Below are 25,464 nucleotides of genomic sequence, written 5' to 3'. Positions count from 1 at the left end.
ATGTATCAGCTGCATTATTTCCCGAGCAACGCAAACGCGGCACCTCACATGGTGCTCGAAGAGCTCGGCCTGCCATACGAGCTCGTACTCGTCGATCGAACGCGCAACGCACAACGATCCGACGAGTATCTCAAGATCAACCCGAACGGGCGCATTCCGACTCTGGTCGATCGCGAGCTGGTGCTGTTCGAAGCAGCCGCAATTGTTCTTCATCTGGTGGACCAGCATCCCGACACAGGGCTGGCACCCAGGGTCGGGACGCCGGAGCGCGCCAGATTCTATCAATGGATGACCTTCCTGACCAATTCGCTGCAGGAAGAGCTGATGATCTGGCAGTATCCGGACCGCTTGACCGGCGACGACACCGACGCAGGCGACATCGTCGAGCGTGGCGCCGAGAAGCGCGCGGGCGCCTATCTCGATGTGATCGAGCAGCACCTGGAAGCGAACGGTCCGCTCCTCCTCGGCGATACGCTGAGTGCCGCCGATTTCTATCTCGTCATGCTCGCCCGCTGGGCCCAACGGATGACGAACCCGCCGCGCGCACGGCGTCACATCGCAAAGCTGCTCGACATGGTGACGGCCCTGCCCTCGGTTCGTCGGGCTTATGAGCGCGAAGGCGTCACCGAAGACATCTGCTGAAAGCAACCCGGGCCTGCATCTGGCCCTGCAATACGTCAGGAAGGACGCTGCCATGACAAGACCGAGCATGAGCCGAAATATGGCCGAACGGATGGATCTGCCCTTCGTCGGCCTCGCAACTTTCGCCGCCCAGCCTGCCTGCACCAATTGGGACAAGCTCGATGGCGCCGATGTCGCGGTGCTCGGCGTGCCGATCGACACCGCATCGAGCTATCGCGTCGGCACCCGCTTCGGGCCTCGCGCCATCAGGGAAATGTCGATGTTCCACGGCTTCGGCCCGGACGGCGTGTTCGACTTCGAGGACGAGGTGACCTATCTGACCGCCGATCAAGTCAAAATCGTCGATGCCGGCGACAGCGACGTCATCTACGCCGACACCAAGCGCAGCCTTGCGAACGCCGAGCTCGCGGTACGCGCACTGCTCGACGCGGGAACGATGCCGTACATTCTCGGCGGCGACCATGCCATCACCATGGCGATGATCGCAGCCTATTCGGACCAGAAGCCTATCCAGATCGTGCATCTCGACGCCCACTTCGATTTCATCGACGAGCGCAATGGCATCAGCTGGGGCCACGGCAGCCCGATGCGCCGTGCCTCGGAGATGGCGCATGTGAAGGGAATCACAACGGTCGGCCCTCACAACATGGCGTCCGTCAGCCGGAAGGACTACGAAGCCGCCAAGGCCTATGGGACGCATGTCGTTTCCATGCGCAAATTCCGGACGATCGGCGCGGCTGCGGCGCTCGCTCATATCCCGGATCGCGAACGCGTCTACGTCTCCATCGATATCGACAGTTTCGATCCCTCGATAGCGCCGGGGACGGCAACGATCAGCCATGGCGGTTTCAACTATTACGAGGCCAAGGACCTGCTGCGGGAAGTCGCCACGCGTTTCGACGTGGTTGGAGTGGATTTTGTCGAGGTCTCGCCTCCCTACGACCCCTCGGGCGTCACATCGCTGCTCGCGGCGCGCACCAGCCTCGACTTCATCGGCTCGATCTTCCACGAGCGCGCGAAGCGACGTCGCTAACGGGGAGCGGCCTGACCAATCAGATCTCCTGATCGACCCCGACGGTTAGATCGATTGGACCTGATCTACCGGGCTGCCTACCTTTCAGCAAGGCTGCCTCAGCAGCCAACAGGAGCCAGACAAGCCAGCATCCACAGCTCGCGGCGCCAATGATGAACTCGGGGGTTGACGCAGATCAATCAGATTTTCTTATCGCCGTAACAACATAAATCGATTGGACCTGATGATTGTATCGGCCTAGGCTTTCGCTGAGGAGCCGGGAACCAATGCGCACGCGGTCGAGCAATCGAGAGCAAGCCGATGAAAAGGATACTTCTGATCGAAGATGATGAGGAGCTGGCCGAGTTGACAGCCGCCGGGTTGAGCGATCACGGATTTGATGTCGAGTGGACATCGAACGGGCATGAAGGCCTGAATAAAGCGCGCTCCGTGCAACCGGACGCCATTATTGTCGATCGCATGCTGCCGGGATTGGACGGGCTTGGCATCATCCGGGCGTTGCGGAACGAAGAGATCCAGACCCCCGTACTGGTGCTGAGTGGACTCAGCAAAGTCGAGGATCGCGTTCGCGGGCTGCGGTCGGGCGGCGATGATTATCTCACAAAACCATTCGCGCTCATTGAGCTTGTCGCCAGGATCGAGGCCTTGCTGCGCCGGCCGGCCGATACACGCCAGACCAGCTTGCAGGTCGGAGCGCTGGAGCTTGACCTGATCGAGCGGACCGCGAAGCGCAATGATCGCGAAATCGACCTGTTGCCCCGTGAGTTTCGCCTGCTCGAATACATGATGCGGCGGAGCGAACAATTGCTCACCCGCGAGATGCTGCTCAGGGACGTCTGGCACTACAACTTCGTTCCCGACACCAACTTGCTCAACGTGCATATGGGCCGGCTGCGCCACAAGGTCGATCGTCCCGGCGAGACGCCCATGATCTACAATATCCGTGGGGCCGGATTCATCCTGCGCGAAACCGCAGGCAGGACCGCCGTCGCGCCGATGCGGGCGCTCTCACACTGAGGCCAATCCCGATTTTCGGAGCTGCATCGCGCCGGAACCTCGCGGCACGGGGAACGGGAAATGTATCGCACGCCGGTTGCCATTGTCGTTCCGCAGAACGCCCAATCGCTGGATATCTCCGGGCCACTGGACGCATTTCTGGAAGCCAATCGGCAGGCTCCCGACAAATGCAATTACGAGGTGCGGCTGGTGTCGGCGGGGCCTGAGCGGACCGTGACAGCCGGTGGCATGTCGCTGGTGGCAAACAGCACGATCCTGGAGGACGATGAGCCGATCGACACGCTGCTTGTCGCGGGCACGCCGGACTATGGTCAGGCCTATGGCGCGACCGACTTGCATGCATGGTTGCGGCGGCGCGCGCCGCACTGCCGCCGTCACGGCTCGGTCTGCACCGGCGCCTTTTTTCTCGGCGCCGCAGGCCTGCTCGATGGCCGGAACGCGACGACACACTGGCAGCATGCCAGCGAGCTGGCGGAACGGTTTCCCGCGGCCAGGATCGTACCCGACCGGATCTTCGTGCAGGACGGCCCGCTGTGGACGTCAGCCGGCGTGACGGCCGGCATCGATCTCGCGCTGAAGCTGATCGAGGACGATCACGGCCGCGACGTCGCGCTCGCGGTGGCCCGCCGCCTCGTGGTGTTTCTCAAGCGGCCGGGCGGCCAATCGCAATTCAGCGCGCATCTTGCAGCGCAGCTCGCGACGGAAGGACGTATTCAATCGGTGCAACACTGGATTCTCGATCATTTGTCGCTCGATATGACCGTGAAGATCCTCGCTGCGCGCGCGGCAATGAGCGTGCGCAATTTCACGCGGGTGTTCTTTCAGGAGACAGGGATCACGCCGGCCGATTTCGTCGAGATGGCGCGCGTCGATTCGGCGCGACGACTGCTGGAGGACACCGACAAACCGCTGCAACGCGTCGCGTTCAGTTGCGGGTTCACCAACCCGGACACCATGCGGCGGGCCTTCCTCAGGCGGATCGGTGCCAGCCCCAGCGAATACCGGGAGAGGTTCCGTGGATAGCGCCTCCAATGACCTCCATCATCGTCATCGTCCGGAAGATCAATCCGGTCAGGCATGGGCGGGCAGTGCCGCCGGCAAACCGGAGCCGGCTCTGTCCATCAGGATTTCGGAGGCCGCACGCTTGACCTTCTCGAAGGCGCGCACCTCGATCTGCCGCACGCGTTCATTGGAGATCGACAGCTCACGTCCCAGCTGCTCAAGGCTCGGTGGATCCTCGCTGAGCCGCCGGGCCTCGAACACCCGTCGTTCCCGTTCGTTGAGGACGCACAGGGCATTACGGACAGCTCTCGCCCGCTGCGTGGTCTGGTCGTGCTCCGCGACGATCGTTTCGGCGTCAGGAGATTCGTCGGCAAGCGTGGCTTCCCACTCGATCGCCTGTCCGTCATCCGAAACCGGCGCATTCAGAGACAAGTCGCCGGACAGCCGACTATTCATCTCGATCACGTCGCGAGGCGTGACCTTGAGCGCCGCAGCCACGGCTTCGACCGTAGCAGGCGTCAGCCCGCTTCCGTTGCGAGCGAATTTCCTCATTTCACGCCTGAGCCCGAAGAACAGCTTCCTTTGCGCCGACGTCGTCCCGATCCTGACCAGCGACCAAGAGCGCAGGATGTAATCGCGAATAGCAGCCTTGACCCACCACACCGCATAGGTCGAGAACCGAGCGCCATGATCAGGCTTAAAGCGCGCCGCCGCCATGACCAGTCCAAGATTGGCCTCTGCGATCAGGTCGGCAAGCGGAAGGCCGTATCCCTGGTAGCTGCGTGCCACACGCGCGGCGAGCCTGAGATGGCTCTCGACGAGAGCATCGCTCGCACGCTGGTCGCGGCGGTCCTGCCAGCGTCGCGCGAGCTCCTGCTCCTGCCCTCTCTCGAGCAGATCGTATTGCTTGATGATCGAGGCGTAACCTCTGGCATAGCCGGCGGCTCCGTCCGGCGCGCTCGGTGGTTTGTAGGCAACAGCCACGCTATTATCAGACATCTGCAGCTCCAATCATTCGAGCCCGGTGATGCGGACTCTAGGCGCGCGGCATGCCCTGGAGCGATTAAATTGTATTTGAAAAAGCTAAATTCGCGTTTAGCGGCGGCCGCCGCGTCATCCTGTCTCGGTCACGGCTCTGCTATTGCGCAGCGAGAATCACATCAGCGTGCGCTACGACAGCTCGTCCAGAGTTGGCGGGTCGAACCAGTTCGTCAAGGACAGGCCGCCATCAACCACGAAAGCAGCCCCCGTGACGTAAGCGGAAATGCGGTTCGAGAGCACGGCCAAAGCCAATGGCGCGAGATCCTCGGCCTTCCCGATCCGGCCGAGCGGAATGTGCCGAGCCAGCGACGGATCGGCGACGAATCCACCCGCGGCAATTGCTCCGGGAACGAGTGCATTGATCCTGATATCGAAGCGGCCAAGCGTCTTCGCCAGCTCCTTGACCAACATCGCGAGCGCCGCCTTGGACGTGCTGTAATGCGGCAGATTTCGCGGCGTGCCCGCATGAAGCGACGTAAGCAGCAGGAACGATCCGGGCACCTTTGCCGCGATGAGCTGACGCGCAAGCTCACGCGACAGGTAAAAGCCGGCATCGACATTGACCGAGCGCATCTGCTCCCAAGTTTCAGGGTCTACCGCGAGGGCATGGTCGGCCTCGCGTCGCGGAGGCGAAGCGCTGTGGACGAAGTGAGTCACTTGTCCCACGGCGCTCCGCGCATCGGTCAGCAGCGCGTCCCAGGCATCGCGATGCGCGAGATCGCCAATCCACGGCACCGCCAGCTCGGGGCAAGGTGCGGCCGCGATCGCCGCAGCTACTCTCTCCCCGCTCACGTCCGCGAACACGGTTCGCACGCCCTCCCCGACCAGGGCCTGCGCGATGGCACGACCGATGCCGTTTCCCGCACCTGTCACCAGAGCTGCTTCGCGCGCGGGGTCGAATGGATTGCTGAGGAGGCTCATATCTGGTCCCGATCAGGTTCAGTTGCGCAAGGGAACATCCGCTCATTGCTGCAGCCTACTCCGGCCGCGGCCTCGAAGCCATGGCGACCACTAGGCATCGAACACGCGCGCAACAAACCAGTAACTGCCGAGTACAGTGATGAGCGCCGACAGCGCATAGACCAGAGGAGCGGCTCTCACTGGCTTGGTCCTGTCGACGGCCATCAGCTGGTCCAACACAATCAGCGCCGGAACCACGACCGAAACGATGGCGACCTGCCCGATCTCGACGCCGATGTTGAAGGCCGCAAGCGCGGTCGCGACGGCGTTCGTGGGCAGGCCGACCTCCCGGAGAGCGCCGGCAAAGCCGAACCCGTGCACAAGCCCGAATGCAAAGGTGACCCGCCAGCGGGTGTCGATATTGCGTGTGAAGAAATTCTCCATCGCGACATACACGATCGACGCGGCGATGGCGGGCTCAACAACGGCACTGGGAATAACAACGATGTTGAGCGCGGCGAGCGACAGCGTGATCGAATGCGCGATCGTAAAGGCGGTTACGATCTTGATCACCGGCACCAGCCGCCGTGCCCACAACACGACGGCGACCAAAAAGGCGATGTGATCGTAGCCCAGGAAGATATGCTCGATGCCAGTGACGAGGTAGCGCTCAAGCGTCGAGAGCAGCGACGGCGGCGGAGCCGAAAGCGTGACCTCGGTGTTGGAGCCATCGAGCAATGCCTGCGGAGCGCTGTCGCCCTCGCCGATCAAGACCACCTGGCGCGCGGCGGGATCGATGTCCGTCAGCACCGTCGAACGATAGATGATGTCGCCCGCGACACCCCGGCAGGAAAAGCGGTTGCGAAAGATCACGCCGTCCCCGTCGGGCACGAGTGTAGCCGTGCCCGGCACGCAAGCCGTGCCATCAGCACCCACTACGGCGATATGCGCGCTGACGTAAGCGACGATCGGTGCGGCCGAAGCCGCTGCCAGCGTTGGATCAACCTGGTCGCGCTGCGGATCGAAAATTGCGGTGCCGGCAAGGCGGTCGGCATCGCTGCCCTTGAGCCCGACCTCGACGTTGACGCTGCGATCGGCAGCCAATGTGACTCGCGCGGTCGAGAGATTGACCTGGTGAGCCTGCACCGCGACCACGGCACCAAACGCAATTGCCCCCGCCAGCAGCACGCGCCGCAACCTCACGAGCCTGCTCCGACGGTCTTCAGGAGCTCAGTCAGGCGCCTCGGCTCGAACTCTGCAACGGTGACGATCGCGCCGTCCGGGGCCAGCCTTGCATATCGATCAAGCCTGTCGGCGGGCGCGCCGAACTCGAGCCGCGCCAACGGCGTCGAGCTGTCGCGCGCGTAAAACATCACGATCTGCGTCGGCAAGGCGAGGCCGTACTGGGCGAGATGGACCGCATCGCCAGGCCCGACGCGCGCTTCCGCCACTGCCGAGTCGAATGCGCGGAATGCGCCATCGATGATCGTCGCCTGCACGGGATCGGCGACATGAACATCGGCGCCGGCTATGTGCGAATGCTGACCGACATGCCTGAACCATGCCCCTGCCGCGTCGCGCTCGAACCGCGTGAGCTTGCCAGCCGCCACGATCTCGATCGCCCAAACCTGCGTCATCGAGACCGGCAACAGCAGGTCTGCGCCGCGGCTTGCGGCGGCGAGGCTGGCCTTGCCTTGCAGCCGCCGCGCCATGTCGAGCACCAGCCGCCACTCCTCCGTCACGTGGCGCGGCATCAGATAAACTGCCGGCGCGCCGCCCAGCCTGACATAGTGCGACGTGCCTGCCGGATTTGTCGTCCCAAAGTTCACGGTCGCCGTGGCGGCGAAGCGGGTCTCGAGCACGACAGCCTCGGATGGCGGATCGAGCCCGAACGCGGCAAAGCTCTCGGCAGCAAGCTCGCCCGCGGGAATCTCGCGCGACGGTTCGCTGACCCGGAGAAACCTCAAGGCCGTATCGATGTGGGAGACAAGCTCAGCCGGCGCGATGCCATCCACGCCTTCAATCGTCCATCCGCCCGGCTCGCGCCGCAACACGACGCTCTCGGCGCCTGCGCGGATGTCGACACGTTCGATGTCGTCAGGCGTAATGGCGAGAAGGCCTCTTGGCGAGGATACCAGCTTGCTGCGCAACTCCGGCCATTGCCCCGAAAGAGCCAAGGCCAGGAGAAGCACGAGCAGCACCGTGACGGCGAGCACCATTTTCCATCGCGCCGTCGCGCCCGTCAACGTCGCCTCCACCACATCGCGACGCCAAAAAGAGCCGTGCTGAGCGGCAGCAATATCTCAAGCGCGATGAAGGTGTCGCGCATCTGCGCGCTCGTCAGCACGATCTCAGGCACATTGTAGGTACGCGGCGCAAGATTCGGCGACGCGTCGTCGTCGGCCAGCCAGCGCATGATGGCGACCGATAGCTCGCCATCGGAGACATAGGAAAAATACTCGTTGGTCGCAAATTTGCTGGTGCCTGCGATCACGAGCCGAAAGGGCTTGTTGGACGCGGCTCCCGGAAAGGCTCCTTCTACGGCCACTGCGAGAGCCTGGGCGCCATGCTCAACTTCGGCGGGAGCCGGTCCGCCGGCAGCGACGGCGATGCCGCCGGCCGCCGACGGCGGCCGCAAATAGCTGTCCTGGCTGCTGGCGGCAAGGACGCTCGACTTCACTGCCGCTAGAGGTTGGCTGAGGCGGATCGGTCTCGCCTGCGCAAACACCGTCAGCGCAAGACGCCCCGTGATCGGATGCGGCGGATAATAGGGCACCGCGACCTTATCGGGATCAGTGCGAAAATGATTCAGAGGATCGATGATGATGGCCGGTTCGCTCGACAAGCCGAGCGGGGTCAGCAGACGGTTCTGCAGGTCGGCTCCAACCGGAAACTGCGGATCGATCAGCATCACGAGCCGTCCGCCAGTCCCGAGATAGTCGGCGAGGAGATCCGCCTCGCCCGCCAATAACGCGGTTCGCGGGCCGATCTCTGCAACCACCGTGCAATCGGTCGGAATTGTGGTTGCCGTCGCCATCACGAGGGGACGCATCTCGAAACCGATCTCGTTCAGCGCAAGCTGAAGCCGGTCGAGCTGCTCGGGTTCTGCGACCAGCACGTCGCCGGCGCCCGGGATATCATGCCCCCTCAATGTCTCGACATGACTGAAGTGATAGTGGCCCGGCATCGGGCGGAACGTCTCGCCATGGCCGGTCACGAAGCAGATCGTCTCGGCGCGCTGTCGGAGGACGCGGAGCGCGGCATAACCGAGACGCGCGGCGTCGGTGACGTTCTCGACCAGCACCTTGCGGTCACCGGCCTGTAGCACCGCTGTATTGTACGAATGCACGCCGATGTCGCGCGCGAGCCCCGGCTCCTTGTCGAGATCGATGGCACGGAACGCCAGCAGCGGATGGTTGCGTGCCGCGATCTCGATCATGTCACGTACGGCGAGCGCATTGGGGTCGCTGGCATTGTAGAAATAGGTCAGCGAGAGCGGGGATCGCAGCTCGTCGACAAGATCGGCGAGCTGCGCCGGCGGGGTGTTCACCCCTTCGCGCGTCGCATCGAAATGCACGTCGTGGCGATAGAGGGCGACGTTCGCGGCAACCGTAGCGCCCAGCGCGCCGCAGACAATCAGCGTGTTGGCGGCCCAGGCCGTCCACCGCGAGCCGCGGCCGCGCAGCGGCAGGCGCACCGCGAGCGCGAACAGCGTCAGCAGGGTCAGCGACCAGGCCACGAACAACAAGCTGTTCGATATCCTGTCGGAAAATCCTGCGAAACCGAGCGCGCCGAACAGCATAGCGGCGGCGATGAGAGCGGCGACGATCAGATCGGATCGGGTCAACCGCGACATTCGTCTCTCCTATCGCCGCGCCAATGCCCGCACGGTCAACAACAGCGTCAGCAGTGTGACGCTGAGAAAGAAGCCGACGTCCGAGAGGTAGATCGAACCCACTGCAAAGGGGCGAAAATGTACCGCGAGCGACAGATTCACCACCAGCGTGTCTGCCGGGCTCGGCAGCAGCCAGCCGAAATTGTCGATGATCCATAAAAGCAGGAAGACACTGAGCGAAATCAGCGCTGCGATCACCTGGTTGGCTGTGAGCGCCGACGCCAAAAGCCCCGCGCCGACCAGGGCCGAACCGAACAGCAGCAGACCGAGATACCCGCTATAGATCGGTCCGAAATCGGGATCGCCGAACCAGGCCAGCGCCGCCGCGTAGCAGCCCGAGAGCAGCAGCAGCACGACGATCAGGCTCATGCTGGCGCAATATTTCGCAAGCACGATCGCAACCTCGGAGACCGGCGAGGTGAGCAGCACCTCCATGGTCCGCAGCTTCCGCTCCTCCGCCAGCAGCCGCATGGTGATCAGCGGCGCGGTCAGCATGAACAGCACGAACATCTGGAAGAACACGTGCACCATGCTGGGCTGATGGCTGATGAACAAGGTGAGCGTGAAGCTGTAGCCCATGATGAGCAGGAACACGGTCATCACCGCATAGGCGATCGGCGACGAAAACAGCGCCATCTCCTCCTTCCGCAACAGGATGGCAAAGCTTCTCATGCGGCCACCCTCGACGACCGCCGTGTCAAATCGAGAAAAACACGCTCGAGATCCGGACGAGCTTCGCTCACCCCTGAGACGGCGACGCCGGCCTTGACCAACGCTGTCACGATGTCAGTGGCAAGCGTCGCGCGCGTCTCGGCCCTGACCAGGTAATGCATCGCGTTCGAACCGGCGTCCGGCTCGGCTGTGATGTCGCGCACGCCGGCGATCGCAGAGACGACGCCTCGGACGGCTGCTTCTGGAGCGGCTGCCACAAGCCGCAACATGGTCCCCTCCGTCTCCGTCTTCAGCGCATCAGGGGTCAAAAGCATGCCATCGAGCAGGATCATGACCCGCGAAGCGATCTTTTCGATCTCGGGGAGGATGTGCGAAGCGATCAGCACCGTGTGGTTTCCCGAAAGCGACTGAATGAGATCGCGAACAGCGATGACCTGATGCGGATCGAGCCCGCTGGTCGGTTCGTCCAGCACCAGCACTTGCGGATTTCCCAACAGCGCCTGCGCGATCGAAACGCGCTGGCGGAAGCCGCGGGAGAGCTTTGCGGTCAGGAGCATCATGACGCGGGTGAGATCGAGTCGCTCGGCCGCGGCGTCGACTGCCGCCTTTGCGGCTCGCCCCCGCAATCCTCTGAGATTGGCCATGAAGTGAAGAAATTCACCGACCCGCATGTGATCGTAGAGCGGGGCATCCTCCGGCACATAGCTGATCACGCGGCGAACCTCGATCGACGAGGAGACGACGTCATGGCCGGCGATTTCGATATGCCCGGAGGTCGGCACAAGGTACCCGGTCAACATGCGGAAGATCGTGCTCTTGCCCGAGCCGTTGGGCCCGAGCAAACCGACGATCTCACCTTGTTCGATGGCAAAGGATACGTCGGTGACGGCGCGGCGCGGCCCGTACCACTTGGTGACATCCTGCGCCAGCACCAGAGGGGACATCAGCTTACAGAACCCAGAATCTTGCACCACCAGATGACCGCGATCGCGCGCAAAACGTCCCCGCGACCACAATCCCGGGCGCAACGCCCGGGATTTAAATCAGCTCGCGGCACGACCGTGTCGCTCGATCACTCGTAATATTCAGGCGAATGCTTGTGCGCCTTGTACACGTCCGGATCGTGGGCGAAGATGATGTCGCCGCCCTCGACGTCGTGCACCCGCTTGACCCAGGCATAAGCGTCGAGCATGCCGACGGGATCATAGACGCTGCCGATGCTCGGCAGGATGTTCTTGTCGAGATTCTCCTGCAGATAGACGGCGTCGCTGGTCAGCACCACCGTTCCGGTCTTCGGCATCCGCACGACCATGATCTGACTGCCGGGCGTGTGCGACACCGTTCGATGGATATAGATGCTGTTGTCGCCGAACAGGTCGAGGTCGCCGTCGAGCTCGATTGTCTTGTATTTGCTCGGCATCGAGCCGCCCACGCTGTTTCGCAGCATGGCGAAATCATCGGTAATGAAGAAAGTCGCATAACCCGGTGCCGGCCAGAACGCGTTCCTCATTTCGTCGCGCTGATACACGAAGGTCGAATCCAGGAACTTGCCGATATTGCCGGCATGGTCGACGTGGAAATGTCCGAGCACGACGTACTTGATGTCCGACGGCTTGACATTGATCTTGCTGAGCTGGGTGTCGATGGCGATGTCCGGCGAGCGGCCCGGATCGAGCGCCTTCACAAACGGCCCCCAGTAGTCCGCATTGGTGATGATCTTGTCGTTGTTGCCGCAATCGAACAGCACGTCCCCTTTGGGATGACGGATCAGGAAGAAGCCCACGGGAATCTGCACCTTGCCGCTGGCGCCGTTCTGGATGATCGACTTATCTAGGTTCAGCGCCCCGGAGCTGAAGACATAGAGCTTCATCTCCTTCGGGGCCTCCGCCGCCATTGCCCCGGCGGCCGTCAGAAGCAGTCCTACGGTCAACGCGCCAAGGACTCTCGCACAACGCAGCAGCATATCGTCCTCCCTGTTTGACATTATTCTGCAGTTCTTTCGGACGGTCGATTGTTACCACAGGTTTGTGGCGGTTGTGCAGGGGCCAAGCGCCCCCGGTCCGGGGAAATTGCGTTGACTGCTTGCTGCAGGGCAACAAGACAGCGATCGATCCCGCCAGCCCACACGGCCGCAGTGCGGACTTTATTTGGTGGAGCGAGACAGCGCGGCCGAATGTCGCCCGCTGGCCCCCGGCATCTTGATCGTCAATCTGACCCTCGCCGGCCCTGGTCGCATGGCCCGCCAAGTCCAGGCACATGCAGGAGCTGCTCAACGATCAAGACTGCGGCGCCGACACTTTTCGGTGCCGGTTGCAGGCTTCGACCACCGCCCAAATGCCAGCTTGATCGGAACGCAATCGCCGCTACAGTTGGCAGCCTGAATAAAAACAGCCGGTTATCGCAAAAACCGAGCCACAATAATCAAGTTACAATAATAAAATCATGGGAGGTGCAGTTCAATGAACGGACTCATTACGCGTCGCACTATGCTGGCTGGTGGTGCGGCCAGCCTGCTGGCGGCCCCCTGGGTGGCCAAGGCACAGGCCAATACGCTGCGCATCGGAATGCAGAGCATCCTGTCGGGGCCGATCGCGCTGCTCGGCACCTCCTCGCGCAACGCGCTGATGATGGAGCAGGATCGCATCAACGCCGCAGGCGGCTTTCTCGGCCGGCAAATCGAATTCGTTTTCCGCGATTCGAAGGGGCAGCCCCAGGAGGCCGCCCGCCTGACACGCGAGCTGGTGAACAGCACGGGTTGCGAGCTTTTGATCGATGCCGAGGCCTCGTCCGGCGCCTTCGCGGTCCAGGAAGTCGTGCGCGACCTCGGCGTCGCCTGCATTCACACCAACAGCGAGACCTCATCGCTGACCGCCGATCCCAAGATCCGCGTCCCCACCGCCTTCCGGGTCGCACGCCAGGGCGTGCACGACGCGGTGGCCGGCAGCATCTATCTCTCCGAATACGCCAACGCCAAGAAGCTCAACAAATGGGCGACCTGTTCGCCGGACTATGCGTATGGTCGCGACACCACCGCGCAGTACCTGCAGTTCTTCAAACAATTCAAGCCGGACATCGAGATAGTCACCGAGGCCTGGCCCAAGCTCGGCCAGCCCGATTTCACCGAGGTCATCACCAAGCTGATCCAGGCCAAGCCACAGGCGCTGTTTACGCTGCTCTATGCCGGCGACCTCTCGGCGTTCGTGAACCAAGGCAACATCTATGCGCTGTTCACGCAGATGGCGGTGGCGACGCCTAATGTCGACTATCCCGTGCTGGCCGCCATCAAGAATCTGCCGCCCGGCATCCAGTCGGCGACGCGCTATCTCGAGACCTTCCCGGATACACCTGCCAACAAGGAATGGGGCCAAGCCTATCTCAAGCGGTGGAACGAACGGCCGACCAACTGGTCGTGGCAGAACACGGTCGCGATGCATTTCTACGAGGCGGCCATCAAGAAGGCAAACTCGCTCGACGGCAAGGCGATTGCCGCGGCGCTGACGGGCATGAAGATCGACACGCCGTTCGGCGTCGACGGAACCATCACCATGCGCGATGACCACACGACGATCAACTACGCCATCGGCTGGGGTCAGACCACGCCGAAGGAGCCGTTCATCATCGATGTGAAAGCCGCCGACTGGGGCAAGATCATCGAGCTCGAGACGGAGTGGAAGAAGCAGCAGAAGTACATCTGAGCTTCGGATGGACCTCGACGCACTCGGTGCCTGCCTCACGACGCCCGCCTGTCTGGTCACCCAGACCACCAGCGGGCTGATTGTGGGCATGCTGCTGTTCCTGGTTGCTGCAGGCGTGACCCTGATCTTCGGCGTGCTGAAGGTCGTGAACTTCGCCCATGGCACCTTCTACATGCTGGGCGGCTACGTCGCCTATACCGCCCTCGGCGTGACCGACAGCTACGCCGCCGCCGTGCTGTCGGCGACGCTTGCGATGGCGCTGTTCGGCGTGGTGTTCGAACGGGCCTTGATCAGCCGCGTCTACGGCTCCAACGTGCTGATGCAGCTGCTGATCTGCTATGCAGTGGTGCTGATCTTCGATGATGTTGTGAAAATCGTCTGGGGGCCCGAGTTCCACGCCATGGGAATGCCGCCGGCGTTCCAGGTCCCGCCGCTCTTCATAGCAGGCGGCGTCGTACCGCCCTTTTACGCAGTGCTGATCGGTATTGCTGCGCTGATCGCGATCGTGCTTGGCCTCGGCCTTTCGATGACACGGCTCGGCAAGACGGTGCGTGCCGCCGCCCTCAACCCTCAGATGGTTTCGGCGCTGGGCGTCAACACGACGCTGCTTTTCGCGATCGTCTTCGCTGTCGGGGGCGGGCTCGCGGGGCTCGCCGGCGCGCTCGCCGCCCCCGTACGCTCGCTGTCCCCGGGCATGGGCTTCTCGATCCTGATCGAGAGCTTCATTGTCACGGTGATCGGCGGCATGGGCTCGATTGCGGGCGCGCTGGTCTCGGCGCTCTTGATCGGCATGGTCCGCGGCTTCGGCACGATCGGTTTTCCCCAGTTCACCGATGGGCTGATCTACATCGTCATGATCGCCATCCTGCTGCTGCGCCCGCAGGGCCTGTTCGGACGCAGCTCATGAAGGGCCGCCCCGCCTTGCGCGATAGCGCGATCGCCGCAGCAGCCTTGATCGTGGTGCTGGCGATCCCGCTCGTCCACCGCAGCCCAGCCTTCGAGGATTTCGTCATCCGCCTGAGCGCCATGGCGCTGTTTGCGACCTCGCTCAACCTGTTGGTCGGCAACACGGGCATGGTCTCGTTCGGCCATGGCATGTTCTACGGCCTTGGCGCCTACGCCTTCGCATTGACAATGCAGATGACGGACCTCCCGCTGCCCGTCGCCGCCGTGCTCGCGGTTCTGGTCACGACCCTTGCCGCGCTGTGCGTGGGCGCGATCTGCGTGCGCCTCAGCACGGACTACTTCGCCTTCATCACGCTGGCATTTCAGATGCTGTTCTACAGCGTGGTCATCTCCTGGCAGAGCCTCACCGGCGGTGACCAGGGCCTGCGCGGCGGCATCCCGCGCCGTCAGATCTTTGGCTTCGAGCTCGGCTCACAGCTTCATCTTTACCAATTCTGCGCGGTCGTAGCGGTGCTCGGGCTCTTGGCGTTGCGCCACATCTCGGCGAGTCCGTTTGGCCAAACGCTGCGCATGATCCGCGACAATGAGAACCGCGCGAGCTTCCTGGGTGTCGTTCTGTGGCGGGCCCGGCTGTGGGCTTTCACGATCGCCGGCGCCTTTGCAGGACTGGGCGGCGTGCTCGCCGCACTCTTCGTCTCGGGGGCCTATCCGGAACTTGCCGACTGGCCAAATTCCGGCCAGGCGATCTTTGCCGTCATGCTGGGCGGCATCAACAGCTTCCTCGGACCGGTCCTGGGCGCCGCGATCCTGCTCGCGCTGAACGACGTGGTGACGCGCTTCACCGAATATTATGGGCTGGTTCTGGGGATCGTAATCCTTGCCTTCGCTCTCGGCTTCCGCCGCGGCGTGCTCGATTTTTTCAGATTGGTGTGGCCCCGAGGTCTGCGATGAAGCTCGAGATCAGAAATCTCACAAAGGCGTTCGGTGGCGTGCGGGCCATTGACGATGTGTCGCTGGACTTTGCGTCGGGGTCGCTTTCCGCGGTGATCGGTCCAAACGGCGCCGGCAAGAGCACCTTCTTCAACCTGATCAGCGGCGCATTCCCGGTTGATGCCGGTCAGGTGCTGCTCGACGAGAAGGACGTCTGTCGTCTCTCCAAGACCGAACGGATGCGCCTCGGCATCGGACGCGCCTTTCAAGTCGCAAGCTGCTTTCCGACCATGACGGTAGCAGACAACCTGATGGCCGCCGTCACCGCCCATGTCGGCCAGTGGGGCAATCTCGCCCGCCGCTTTCCGCCACCGGGCGTACGCGAGCGCGCCGGCGAGGTGATGGAGCTGGTCGGCCTGACCCATGTCGCCAACGTCGAGGCCGCGATCCTCTCCCACGGCGACCAAAAGCTGCTCGATATCGCCATTGCGCTGGCGCTCGAACCCAAGGTGCTTCTGCTCGATGAGCCGACAGCAGGCATGGGCCCCGAGGAACGCTGGCGCATGATCGAGCGCGTGCGTGGCCTGTGGGAACAGCGCAAGCTAACGCTGGTGTTCATCGAGCACGACATGGACATCGTCTTCCAGGTCGCGAACACCGTTCGCGTGCTGTGCTACGGCCGTGTCCTGGCCGAAGGTACTCCGGGTGAGATTCGCAACAACCAGGCGGTGATCGACGCCTATCTCGGCACGGAGGCACACGCGGCATGACCGACCTTCTGCGCGCCGAAGGGTTGAACGCCTTTTACGGCGCAAGCCAGATCCTGTTCGATGTCGATCTCGCTCTTCCCGAAAGGCGTACGCTGGCGCTGCTCGGGCGCAACGGCGCGGGCAAGAGCACGACCATGAAAACGCTTGCAGGAATAGTGCCCGCGAGGCGCGGCCGCATCCTCTTTGCCGGCCACGACATCACCCGTGCGCCGCCGCACGCCCGCGCCCGGCTCGGCCTCGCCTATGTGCCTGAGGATCGGCAGGTGTTTCCCGAGCACAGCGTGGAGGACAATCTCTCGATCGCGGCCAAGAGCGGTCCCGACGGACGGCGCGACTGGACACTGGCGCGCATCTGGGAAACCTTCCCGCTGCTCACTAAGCTCCGGACGCGCGCAGCAGGCCGCCTGTCCGGCGGCGAACAACAACTCCTGGTGATCGCCCGTGCGTTGATGGGCAACCCTCTGGTTCTGCTGCTCGACGAACCGAGCGAAGGGCTCGCCCCGATCGTGGTCGCCACCATCGGCAAGGTGTTGCGGGAACTGGGAGCGAGTGGCGCCACCATCCTGCTCGCCGAACAGAACATGCATTTCTGCTTGCGGATTGCCGAGGAGGCGGTCGTCATCGACAAGGGCAAGGTGGTACATCGCCAGGACACGGCCGGTCTTGCCGGGAATCAAGATATCCGCCGGCGCTATCTTGCAATGTAGCGATCACGCCGCCACTCACAGTTTGTGAAACGGAGATGAGCGCTGTTTCCTTGACGTTCAGAATTTCCTGGCTCAGGGGATGACTTCAACGTGGATTACGAGGCATAATTGATCCAAAGCGGAGCCGAAAACTGCGGCCAAGTAGACGGCGAATGATCAATCTCTCCAGCTTCATCGCCTTTCATGCGCGGCGTACGCCGGACCGCTGCGCGTTGAAATTCCGCGGGCAGCATATTTCCTACGCCGACTTCGACCATCGCATCCGCAGGGTTGCGGGCTTCCTGGTCTCACGCGGGATCGGTGCTGATGACGTGGTCGCGGTGCTGATGAAGAACAGCGCCGCGTTCCTCGAACTGGTCTTTGCGACGAGTCATGTTGGCGCGGTGTTTCTGCCGATCAACTATCGTCTCTCCCGAGATGAGGTCGCCTACATCGTCGACAATTCCGGCGCGCGCCTTCTTATTGCGGATGAGGAGTTGGCCGCGATCACGGCAGGCGATGTGCCGATTGTCCTGCTGAACGAGGCCGCGCAGGCAAGCGCCACGCATCTCGCTCCGGATGCCGTCGCTGCTCCGATGCATCCACGACGGCCGCAAGACCTGATGCGACTGATGTACACGTCGGGGACCACAGATCGCCCGAAGGGCGTCATGCTCAGCTACGAGAACGTGTACTGGAAATCCGCGGACCAGACGCTGGTGCTGGGATTGAACGCAGATACCAGGCTGCTCGTTGTCGGCCCGCTCTATCACGTCGGCGGCCTCGATCTGCCTGGCATCGCGGTGCTATGGCACGGCGGCCTGCTCTCCATTCAACGCAATTTCGAGCCCGGACCGGCGCTCGCTGCCATCGAGGCTGAGAGACTCAATGCGGCGTGGTTCGCGCCGGTCATGACCACCGCCCTCCTCACCTACCCCGACCGCCATCGTTACGACGTCTGTAGCCTGAAATGGGCGATTGGCGGCGGCGAGAAGACGCCGGAAGCGCGCATTCGCGCGTTTTCCGATTTCTTCAAGAGCGCGCGCTACATCGATGCTTACGGTCTGACCGAAACCGTCGGCGGGGACACGTTCATGGAAGCCGGACGCGAGATCGAGAAGATCGGATCGACTGGACGCGCCATTGCCCATGTCGAGATCGAAATCCGGGATGATCGCGGCGACTGCCTTCCCCCGGGCGAGGACGGCGAGATTTGCCTGCGTGGCCCAAAGGTCACTCGGGGCTACTGGAAGGACCCCGACAAGACCGCAACAGCCTTCTTCGGCGACTGGTTCCGCACCGGCGACGTCGGGCATCTCGACACGGACGGCTTCCTCTATCTCACCGACCGCAAGAAGGACATCATCATCTCCGGCGGCGAGAACATCGCCTCTTCCGAAGTGGAACGGGTGATCTACGAACTGCCCGAGGTGCGTGAAGTCGCCGTCGTTGGCCTAACCGACGAGCAATGGGGCGAAAAGCCGGTCGCGGTCGTCGTACTCGCCGAAGATGCCGCGCTTGACCTTCCATCGCTTGCGACCCATTGCCGATCGCGACTCGCGAGCTTCAAGGTACCGAGGGAACTCGTGATCCGCGACAGCCTGCCGCGAAATCCCTCGGGCAAGGTGCTCAAGCGCGTACTTCGCGCCGAACTGGAGACAATGCGATGACGCGACAACCCTGTCAGCACCAAAAGGAAACTGACGGGATCGTCCTTGTCACTGGCGGCAGCCGCGGCATCGGAGCCGCAACCGCAACCCTGCTCGCCGGGCAGGGCCACAAAGTGGTCATTGTCGACATTCTGCCGGAGCCGCTGGAGGAAGCCGCGATCATGCTGTGGCCGGAGGCGTTCGACGTCTCGAATGAGGCCGCGGTCACAAGCGGCATCGCTGCGATCGAAGCTGCGCATGGTCCTATCTCCGGCCTGGTCAATGCCGCCGGCATCTTTGGCAAGATGCATCCGGTCGAGAAGGTGCGCATGGAGAATTGGGACCGCGAGATCAACATCGATCTGCGCGGCACATTCCTGGTCGCACGTAACGTCGGCGAACGCATGGCGCGGAGAAAGCACGGTGCGATCGTCAATGTCGCCTCCGTGGCCGGCATGACGTCGGGCCCAATCCATGCCTATACGGCCGCGAAGGCCGGCGTCATCCAGATCACGCAGACGCTGGCCGCCGAATGGGGACGCGCTGGCGTTCGGGTCAATGCCGTCTCGCCGGGCTTCACGCGCACGGCCGCGCTCGAGGCCGGGATCGCGTCGGGCGCATTGAGCAGGGAACGGCTCGTCCGCAACGCCGCGATGAACCGGCTGGTTGAACCGGTCGAGGTCGCGCAAGCCATTGCCTGGCTGCTGTCGCCGGCCAGCAGCGGCATCACTGGCGTCAATCTCCCTGTGGACGCCGGCTTCATCGCAGGTTCGACGTGGGACGCTTATGGCGGGTTGCGCGAGGCGCCGTCCAATTGACTTCGAGGGCAAGGGCATCATGAACGTCGAATTGCCGCGCAGAAAGCTCGACCTCGCCTCCGCCATTGCCGAGGCTGATATCCGCTGCCTCCTGATGGTGCTGGTTCATATGACAGGCGACCAGCGTTGGCTGGAGCCGCCTTACAGGCCCAAGCGCGACGTGCGCCTGATCCCCGATCCCGATGCCGGCGTACCTGCCGAGATTCAGGAAGACATCCGCGCTGCCGTCGTAAAGCTGTTCGCTGACGATAATCCGCAGCCGGTTATCACCGATCCCGGCGACGAATTGATCCTGAAAATGATGCGTGCATGCCTCGGCGAGAACGTGGCGCCCGAATACGCGTCGCTGATGCGCGAGGAGATGGGATTTGTCGCCCGCGAAGCGCGCTGGCGCCGGCGTCCGCCGGACCAAACTCTCACGGAACACCATGTGCTGATTGTCGGCGCCGGCGTCTGTGCCATCGCGCTCGCCGTCGCATTGGGCCACCTCGGCATCCCCTACACCATCGTCGAGAAGAATGCCGAACTCGGCGGCACGTGGTATGTCAACCGCTATCCCGGCTGCGGCGTCGATACGCCGAACCATTCGTATTCTTACTCCTTCGGGTCGCGAAACGCCTGGACCCGCTATTTCTGCCAGCGCGAGGAATTGCTCGATTACCTCAAGAAGGTCGCTGCCGAGTACGGCATTCGCGAACATCTGCGCCTCAACACGCGGCTGACCTCTTCGCGCTGGGACGATCGCAAGCAGCGCTGGAATTCGACTCTGAAGACCGAGAACGGCGAAGAGACTTTCGAATCGACGGCGCTGGTCAGCGCCATCGGCCAGCTCAACGATCCCTCGCCTGCGCATTTCAAGGGCGAGGATGATTTCAAGGGTTTGACCTTGCATTCGGCGCTGTGGTCCGACGACATCAAGCTTGACGGCAAGCGCGTTGCCGTGATCGGCACCGGCGCGACCTCGATGCAGCTGGTGCCGTCCATTGCTGACCGCGTGGCCTCAGTGACCGTGTTTCAGCGGACCGCCCAGTGGGCGCGGCCGGTGAACGGCTATTCCGACCCCATCACCGACGGCGCGCAGTGGCTGCTCGCGCATCTACCGTTTTACGTGCAGTGGTACCGCTTCAACATGTTCTGGCGCTATGGCGACGGGCTATTGCCGTTCCTGCGCAAGGACCCTGCCTGGCCGCACCCTGATCGTGCGGTCAACAAGGGCAACGATCGGCACCGCGAGGAACTCACCGACTTTATCCTCTCCGAATTGAAGGATCGCCCCGACCTGATCGAAAAATGCGTGCCAACCTACCCGCCCTACGGCAAACGCATCCTGCTCGACAATGGCTGGTTCAAGACACTCACGAAGCCCAATGTAGAGCTGGTCAGCGATCACATCGAGCGCTTCACCCGCGATGGCATTTTGACCGTGGATGGAAAGGAACGACCGTTCGACGTCGTCGTGGTTGCCACCGGTTTCAAGGTCACCGAGATGGCGGCCCGGCTCGACATTACCGGCCGCGGCGGCAGGACACTCCAGGACAAATGGGCCAATGACAATCCGACCGCCTATCTCGGCCTCACGGTCCCTGACTTCCCCAACCTGTTTTGCATGCTCGGTCCCAATTCCGGCCCCGCGCATGGCGGCAGCGTGATATTTCAATCCGAATGCCAGAGCCGCTACATCTCGGCCTGCCTGGTCGAGATGATCGAGCGCGGCATCGCTGCAATCGATGTCCGCCAGGATGTTCACGACGATTACGTCCGCAAGGTCGATGTCGAGCATGAGGCGATGATCTGGACCCATCCGGGCATGACCACCTATTACCGCAACAAAAACGGCCGGGTGTTTTCCGCGATGCCCTGGCGCTTCGTCGATTACTGGGCGATGACCCATGACGCCGACCTTGACCGATATCGCCTGACGGAAGCGTAGGATGCGGAACGGGCGCGACTGCCAGATCCCGCTATCAGTCGCCTATGTTCCCCGCGGCAATTATTCGGCGAATATCTGCGTCCTGCGTCGGAAAAGCTCTGAGACAGGAAGGACCCGCGATGGAAAAGCCACGCGTACGAATCTACACCGACTACAAGAGTCCCTACGCCTTCGTCGCCAACAAGCGACTGTTCGAGCTCGAAGGGAGGTTTGACGTCGAGCTCGAGTGGCTGCCCTATACGCTGCGCATCGCGGAATTCATGGGGACGGTTGAGGAACGTACCCCGCATTTCTGGCGCAAGGTTCGCTATGCCTATATGGACGCACGTCGTTTTGCCAACGCCCAGGGCCTCACCATGAAGGGCCCGCGGCGAATTTACGACGCTTTCTATTCCAGCGTCGGCATGCTGTTTGCTCAACGTCACGGCTTCTTCCGTCCCTATCACGACACGGTGTTTCGGCGCTTCTGGAGCCACGATCTGGAGATCGACGATCTTGCGGCCATATCCGGTGTGATTGCCTCGGTCGGCGGATCGGCCGGCGAATTCCAGGCCTATGTCAAGGGACCGGCGCGCGTTGAGCACGATCGCATCATTGACGAGGCGGAAACGCTCGGGGTGTTTGGCGTTCCGACCATGGTATTCAACGGCGAATTGTTCTGGGGCGGAGATCGCATCGACATGCTGATCGAGCGTATCCAGAATCCGGAAGGAATTGCCGCGGCGCTCGGCAGCCGTCATCGGCAGCAAGGTTAAGATGAACGCCGCCGCGCTGCGACCGCTATGCGGCCGCGAGCCGCTGCTAACATCCGGTGGCAAACCGCTGCTCAAATGCACGATGCAGGTCAAATGCACGCGCCGACTTAAGGCTGCTGACCCGCTACGGCGAGGGATTTCGTTTCCGCGGGCTCTTTCCCTTGAATTCGCGAAGCTGACGCGCCGCCTCACGCAGATCGACAGTCTCGAACCCTTCGGCAAATCTCTTGTACACACCGGCAAGCAGGGCTCGTGCCTCCTCTTCGCGCCCTCGGTCCTTCCACCAGCGGCTCAACATCATTGCGGAACGCAGCTCCCACCCAAGTGCCGACTGCCGCTGCGCATGGTCGAGCGAGCTCTTGAGCGAAGCCTCAGCTTCCGGCCAGTTCTCTCGCGAGGCCGCCAACAGCACCTCAGCCCGTGTCCGCATCAATTCCGGCAGTTCGAACGTTCCGGAACTGCTTGCGGCCTCGGCCAGGGTCGCGTCAATGGTGGCGCTCGCCTCTGCCACATGCCCGATCCTGGCCAAGCCTTCGGCCAAGGCACGGGAAAGCGGGGATGAAACGACGTATCGCCGTCCGGCTCGCAGGATTGGCAGGGCAGCCCGCAGCAATTCGACGCCGCCTCGCGTGTCTCCCTTTGCCATCATAAGCTCGCCTCGCAAGCCCAGTCCCATGGCATGGTACGACGCCAGCGAGTACTTGGCGGCATGAGTGATGAGCCGCTCGATGAGATCCTCCACGACCTGCTGGTCTCCGCGCCATAGGAATACTGGCGTGGCATGGAGAAGACAGATGCCAAGCGAGACAGGATGCCCTTGCCGTCCAGCGACTTCGATACCTTTATATGCGAATTGGGCGGCTTGGTCGGGAAGGCCGCGCAGCCATAGCGTCCGCGCGTACCCGATCAAGGCCCTCACCTGGTGATCGTATCCGAAGGAATACACGTCGTTGACGCCGGCCGCGGCCGCGCGCTTGAAGCCGCTTTCATAACTGTCCTGCGCTGCTGCCTGGTTTCCCACCAGATGATGGCTCGCTCCGAGCATCCACTCGGCCGTCACATTTTCCCTGGATCTGCCTACGTCTCGGGCGATCGCCGCGTAGCGTTCTGCCGCAGCTAATCCGGCGCCAGCGTCCGAAAAACGAGTCCAATAAAGATTGAGTCCGGCCAGCAATTCCAACTGATACTCGACATCTCCCAACGTATCGGCGAGGCTCAACCCGCGTTCCAGCGCCTTCGCCTCCTCGGCACTATCGCTGTGAGCATGGTGCGACGATGTCGCCAATGCGAGTTGCAGTCCGATCTCGAGTCTTGTCCCGCGATCTCCCTCGACCAACGCATCCAGTGTCCGCAGGCACCAGCGTCGGCACTCGCTCAGCATCGACATCTTGAGGAACAACGGCACCGCCCCGGCTCCGAGCGTCACACCGACCGCGCTGTCGCCTGCTTCCGAAAAACTCCATTCGAGAGCGGCTCTTATGTCGCCGAGATGCCGCGTGTATGCCGTTAGATCACGGTTCTTCAGCGTATTATCTCGAATTCCAACGAGACGCTCGGCATGGTGGAGTGCATGTCGCCTTGCGATTGCGTTTGCCTGCCCGCTCTCCTTCAACTTAACCGCCGCATGCACTCGCGTGGTATCGAGGAGGCGGAAGAGGTTTGCGTCGCCCGTCCTCGAGACCGAGATCAGCGACTTGTCGACGAGGCTGACTACAACATTTGAGACTTGAAGTCCGTCAGACCCCAGTCCGGATACAACGGCTAGCGCCATTTCGAGCGTGAAGCCACCGACGAAGACGGACAGTGCACACAGAATCGATTTCTCGTGCTCCGACAACAGATCGTAGCTCCAGTCGAGCATTGCCGCGAGGGTCTGATGCCTTGGCACGCTGCGCCGCCCCTGCCAAAGCAGCATCAAGCGATTGCCGACCAGTTGCGCCAGGCCGCGGATTCCATATGTGCTGGCCCTGCTGGCCGCCAGTTCGATCGCCAACGGCATCCCGTCGAGCTGCCGACAAATACTCGCGACGAGTGGCGCGTCTTCGTCAGTCAGATCATGACGGTATCCGCCGGAGGCCGCCCGATCCACAAAGAGCTGTACGGCGGGGGTGGCCAGCGCCTGGACGGCTGTGAGATCAGTTCCGCCGGATGGACTGTCAAGCGACTGCAGCGGATGAACACTCTCGCCTTCTACCCGCAACGCCTCCCGAGTGGTTGCGACGATGTGCACGAGCGGCGCTTCGCGGAAGAGACCTTCCGTCAAAACCGCCACCGGCTCGATGACATGCTCGCAGCTGTCGAGAACAAGGAGCATCCGCGTGTCAGCAAGAAACGCCAAAAGGCGCGGCAGCGAGTCCTGCGTCTGCTCGATACATCCCACCGCTGATGCTACGGCCGGAACAACCAGTTCGCCGTCCTGGAGAGCGCTGAGATCGACGAAGCAGACCGTGTCGTGGAAGTCTCCAGCCAATTCATGCGCGACGGCGACAGCCACGGTGGTTTTACCAACGCCCCCAGGTCCCACGATACTGACGAACCGCCGAGATGTGACTTCCGCGCGAAAGGCCTCGACAATTCCATCGCGGCCAATCATCCGCTGCAAGCGCGCCGGTAGTGTCCGCATCGGCGCCCGCGCAGACGAATCGCCTTTCGCGTCCCGCTGGACCGATGCGACAAAGCAATAACCGCGGCCGGGTACGTTGGTGATGTAGCGCGCACCGTCTCGGCCATCGCCAAGCGCTCTGCGCAGAGCAGCGATATGAACCCGAAGACTGGACTCCTCGACGATGACGTCGGGCCACACCCGCTTGACGAGTTCCCGGTGGCTCACGACCTCGCCCGCCTGCTCGACGAGAGCGATCAGGATGTCGAGAGCACGGCTGCCCAGCGCAACGGGCTTGTTCTCTTTGATCAGCACTTTTTCGAGCGCGATCAGCCAGAACGGCCCAAATTTGAATGTTCCGGTTTCGTCAGCTTGTTGCTGCAAGGCTGCGACCTCAACACTTCGTCACAGGACCTTCGGCAAATCGATCAACTCTTACGCGCGTGTTTATGACACCGCAGTCTCGAATTGAACTTCGTCAGCCGATGGAACGGCCTAATGTAACATGTCTCGGCCAGTCG

22 protein-coding genes are annotated in these 25,464 nt (G+C 62.5%); 13 read left to right on the top strand and 9 right to left on the bottom strand.

What is annotated here, in order from left to right; genetic code table 11:
* The 4 genes from A3AI_RS0104505 (at position 1) to A3AI_RS0104490 (ending at position 3,715) form a co-directional block, all read left to right on the top strand.
* Positions 1 to 642, top strand: a complete 642-nt coding sequence (locus tag A3AI_RS0104505) for a glutathione S-transferase family protein (protein WP_024514425.1) — start codon at positions 1 to 3, stop codon at positions 640 to 642.
* 52 nt (positions 643 to 694) lie between these two features.
* Positions 695 to 1,675 carry an agmatinase gene (locus tag A3AI_RS0104500; protein ID WP_245286829.1) on the top strand — a complete coding sequence of 327 codons (981 nt, stop codon included), beginning with the start codon at positions 695 to 697 and terminating at the stop codon, positions 1,673 to 1,675.
* 300 nt (positions 1,676 to 1,975) lie between these two features.
* Entirely contained in the window at positions 1,976 to 2,692 is a 717-nt protein-coding gene (locus tag A3AI_RS0104495) for a response regulator transcription factor (RefSeq protein ID WP_024514423.1), read from the top strand.
* 60 nt (positions 2,693 to 2,752) lie between these two features.
* A complete protein-coding gene (locus A3AI_RS0104490) occupies positions 2,753 to 3,715 on the top strand; it encodes a GlxA family transcriptional regulator (protein ID WP_024514422.1) in 963 nt (320 codons plus the stop codon).
* A gap of 48 nt (positions 3,716 to 3,763) precedes the next feature.
* Here the strand turns inward: A3AI_RS0104490 and A3AI_RS0104485 are convergent, their stop codons facing one another.
* The 8 genes from A3AI_RS0104485 to A3AI_RS0104450 all read right to left on the bottom strand — a co-directional run bounded on the left by A3AI_RS0104485 (position 3,764) and on the right by A3AI_RS0104450 (position 12,165).
* Positions 3,764 to 4,693, bottom strand: a complete 930-nt coding sequence (locus tag A3AI_RS0104485; protein ID WP_024514421.1) for an RNA polymerase factor sigma-32 — start codon at positions 4,691 to 4,693, stop codon at positions 3,764 to 3,766.
* 171 nt (positions 4,694 to 4,864) lie between these two features.
* Positions 4,865 to 5,656 carry an SDR family NAD(P)-dependent oxidoreductase gene (locus A3AI_RS0104480; RefSeq protein WP_024514420.1) on the bottom strand — a complete coding sequence of 264 codons (792 nt, stop codon included), beginning with the start codon at positions 5,654 to 5,656 and terminating at the stop codon, positions 4,865 to 4,867.
* 90 nt (positions 5,657 to 5,746) lie between these two features.
* Complete coding sequence (locus A3AI_RS0104475) at positions 5,747 to 6,838, bottom strand: HupE/UreJ family protein (protein ID WP_024514419.1); 1,092 nt, start codon at positions 6,836 to 6,838, stop codon at positions 5,747 to 5,749.
* Positions 6,835 to 7,881, bottom strand: coding sequence for a DUF4340 domain-containing protein (locus tag A3AI_RS0104470; protein WP_156927627.1), 1,047 nt, complete (start codon positions 7,879 to 7,881; stop codon positions 6,835 to 6,837). The genes A3AI_RS0104475 and A3AI_RS0104470 overlap by 4 nt, the downstream gene beginning before the upstream one ends.
* Entirely contained in the window at positions 7,878 to 9,491 is a 1,614-nt protein-coding gene (locus A3AI_RS0104465) for a Gldg family protein (protein ID WP_024514417.1), read from the bottom strand. Before A3AI_RS0104465 ends, A3AI_RS0104470 begins: the two co-directional genes overlap by 4 nt.
* Before the next feature lie 9 nt (positions 9,492 to 9,500).
* A complete protein-coding gene (locus A3AI_RS0104460) occupies positions 9,501 to 10,202 on the bottom strand; it encodes an ABC transporter permease (protein WP_024514416.1) in 702 nt (233 codons plus the stop codon).
* A complete protein-coding gene (locus A3AI_RS0104455; RefSeq protein WP_051382288.1) occupies positions 10,199 to 11,146 on the bottom strand; it encodes an ABC transporter ATP-binding protein in 948 nt (315 codons plus the stop codon). The genes A3AI_RS0104460 and A3AI_RS0104455 overlap by 4 nt, the downstream gene beginning before the upstream one ends.
* Before the next feature lie 128 nt (positions 11,147 to 11,274).
* A complete protein-coding gene (locus tag A3AI_RS0104450; protein WP_036047430.1) occupies positions 11,275 to 12,165 on the bottom strand; it encodes an N-acyl homoserine lactonase family protein in 891 nt (296 codons plus the stop codon).
* A gap of 496 nt (positions 12,166 to 12,661) precedes the next feature.
* Here A3AI_RS0104450 and A3AI_RS0104445 point away from each other — a divergent pair, with 496 nt between their 5' ends.
* From A3AI_RS0104445 to A3AI_RS0104405, 9 genes are all read left to right on the top strand, one after another.
* Entirely contained in the window at positions 12,662 to 13,897 is a 1,236-nt protein-coding gene (locus A3AI_RS0104445; protein WP_036047429.1) for an ABC transporter substrate-binding protein, read from the top strand.
* A 7-nt stretch (positions 13,898 to 13,904) separates the two neighbouring features.
* Positions 13,905 to 14,804, top strand: a complete 900-nt coding sequence (locus tag A3AI_RS0104440) for a branched-chain amino acid ABC transporter permease (protein ID WP_024514412.1) — start codon at positions 13,905 to 13,907, stop codon at positions 14,802 to 14,804.
* Positions 14,801 to 15,754, top strand: a complete 954-nt coding sequence (locus tag A3AI_RS0104435; RefSeq protein WP_024514411.1) for a branched-chain amino acid ABC transporter permease — start codon at positions 14,801 to 14,803, stop codon at positions 15,752 to 15,754. Before A3AI_RS0104440 ends, A3AI_RS0104435 begins: the two co-directional genes overlap by 4 nt.
* A complete protein-coding gene (locus A3AI_RS0104430; RefSeq protein WP_024514410.1) occupies positions 15,751 to 16,503 on the top strand; it encodes an ABC transporter ATP-binding protein in 753 nt (250 codons plus the stop codon). The genes A3AI_RS0104435 and A3AI_RS0104430 overlap by 4 nt, the downstream gene beginning before the upstream one ends.
* Positions 16,500 to 17,210 carry an ABC transporter ATP-binding protein gene (locus A3AI_RS0104425; protein WP_024514409.1) on the top strand — a complete coding sequence of 237 codons (711 nt, stop codon included), beginning with the start codon at positions 16,500 to 16,502 and terminating at the stop codon, positions 17,208 to 17,210. Before A3AI_RS0104430 ends, A3AI_RS0104425 begins: the two co-directional genes overlap by 4 nt.
* Positions 17,211 to 17,362: 152 nt before the next feature.
* A complete protein-coding gene (locus A3AI_RS0104420) occupies positions 17,363 to 18,859 on the top strand; it encodes an AMP-binding protein (protein WP_024514408.1) in 1,497 nt (498 codons plus the stop codon).
* Positions 18,856 to 19,656, top strand: a complete 801-nt coding sequence (locus A3AI_RS0104415) for an SDR family NAD(P)-dependent oxidoreductase (protein WP_024514407.1) — start codon at positions 18,856 to 18,858, stop codon at positions 19,654 to 19,656. The genes A3AI_RS0104420 and A3AI_RS0104415 overlap by 4 nt, the downstream gene beginning before the upstream one ends.
* A gap of 19 nt (positions 19,657 to 19,675) precedes the next feature.
* Positions 19,676 to 21,586, top strand: a complete 1,911-nt coding sequence (locus A3AI_RS0104410) for a flavin-containing monooxygenase (RefSeq protein ID WP_024514406.1) — start codon at positions 19,676 to 19,678, stop codon at positions 21,584 to 21,586.
* Between the two features lie 119 nt (positions 21,587 to 21,705).
* Positions 21,706 to 22,341, top strand: coding sequence for a 2-hydroxychromene-2-carboxylate isomerase (locus A3AI_RS0104405; RefSeq protein ID WP_024514405.1), 636 nt, complete (start codon positions 21,706 to 21,708; stop codon positions 22,339 to 22,341).
* A 124-nt stretch (positions 22,342 to 22,465) separates the two neighbouring features.
* Here A3AI_RS0104405 and A3AI_RS0104400 read toward each other — a convergent pair whose 3' ends face one another.
* A complete protein-coding gene (locus A3AI_RS0104400; RefSeq protein WP_024514404.1) occupies positions 22,466 to 25,327 on the bottom strand; it encodes an ATP-binding protein in 2,862 nt (953 codons plus the stop codon).
* Positions 25,328 to 25,464: the final 137 nt, after the last annotated feature.

This window comes from Bradyrhizobium sp. Tv2a-2, assembly GCF_000472425.1.
Taxonomy (GTDB): Bacteria; Pseudomonadota; Alphaproteobacteria; order Rhizobiales; family Xanthobacteraceae; genus Bradyrhizobium.
The sequence above is the reverse complement of the archived record's forward strand: the minus strand, read 5'-3'. Positions and strand labels throughout refer to the sequence as shown.

Coding starts and splice junctions, on each gene's coding strand:
- A3AI_RS0104505 (WP_024514425.1), top strand. CDS start 1: ATGTATCAGCTGCATTATTTCCCGAGCAACGCAAACGCGGCACCTCAC.
- A3AI_RS0104500 (WP_245286829.1), top strand. CDS start 695: ATGACAAGACCGAGCATGAGCCGAAATATGGCCGAACGGATGGATCTG.
- A3AI_RS0104495 (WP_024514423.1), top strand. CDS start 1,976: ATGAAAAGGATACTTCTGATCGAAGATGATGAGGAGCTGGCCGAGTTG.
- A3AI_RS0104490 (WP_024514422.1), top strand. CDS start 2,753: ATGTATCGCACGCCGGTTGCCATTGTCGTTCCGCAGAACGCCCAATCG.
- A3AI_RS0104485 (WP_024514421.1), bottom strand. CDS start 4,693: ATGTCTGATAATAGCGTGGCTGTTGCCTACAAACCACCGAGCGCGCCG.
- A3AI_RS0104480 (WP_024514420.1), bottom strand. CDS start 5,656: ATGAGCCTCCTCAGCAATCCATTCGACCCCGCGCGCGAAGCAGCTCTG.
- A3AI_RS0104465 (WP_024514417.1), bottom strand. CDS start 9,491: ATGTCGCGGTTGACCCGATCCGATCTGATCGTCGCCGCTCTCATCGCC.
- A3AI_RS0104460 (WP_024514416.1), bottom strand. CDS start 10,202: ATGAGAAGCTTTGCCATCCTGTTGCGGAAGGAGGAGATGGCGCTGTTT.
- A3AI_RS0104455 (WP_051382288.1), bottom strand. CDS start 11,146: ATGTCCCCTCTGGTGCTGGCGCAGGATGTCACCAAGTGGTACGGGCCG.
- A3AI_RS0104450 (WP_036047430.1), bottom strand. CDS start 12,165: ATGCTGCTGCGTTGTGCGAGAGTCCTTGGCGCGTTGACCGTAGGACTG.
- A3AI_RS0104445 (WP_036047429.1), top strand. CDS start 12,662: ATGAACGGACTCATTACGCGTCGCACTATGCTGGCTGGTGGTGCGGCC.
- A3AI_RS0104440 (WP_024514412.1), top strand. CDS start 13,905: ATGGACCTCGACGCACTCGGTGCCTGCCTCACGACGCCCGCCTGTCTG.
- A3AI_RS0104435 (WP_024514411.1), top strand. CDS start 14,801: ATGAAGGGCCGCCCCGCCTTGCGCGATAGCGCGATCGCCGCAGCAGCC.
- A3AI_RS0104430 (WP_024514410.1), top strand. CDS start 15,751: ATGAAGCTCGAGATCAGAAATCTCACAAAGGCGTTCGGTGGCGTGCGG.
- A3AI_RS0104425 (WP_024514409.1), top strand. CDS start 16,500: ATGACCGACCTTCTGCGCGCCGAAGGGTTGAACGCCTTTTACGGCGCA.
- A3AI_RS0104420 (WP_024514408.1), top strand. CDS start 17,363: ATGATCAATCTCTCCAGCTTCATCGCCTTTCATGCGCGGCGTACGCCG.
- A3AI_RS0104415 (WP_024514407.1), top strand. CDS start 18,856: ATGACGCGACAACCCTGTCAGCACCAAAAGGAAACTGACGGGATCGTC.
- A3AI_RS0104410 (WP_024514406.1), top strand. CDS start 19,676: ATGAACGTCGAATTGCCGCGCAGAAAGCTCGACCTCGCCTCCGCCATT.
- A3AI_RS0104405 (WP_024514405.1), top strand. CDS start 21,706: ATGGAAAAGCCACGCGTACGAATCTACACCGACTACAAGAGTCCCTAC.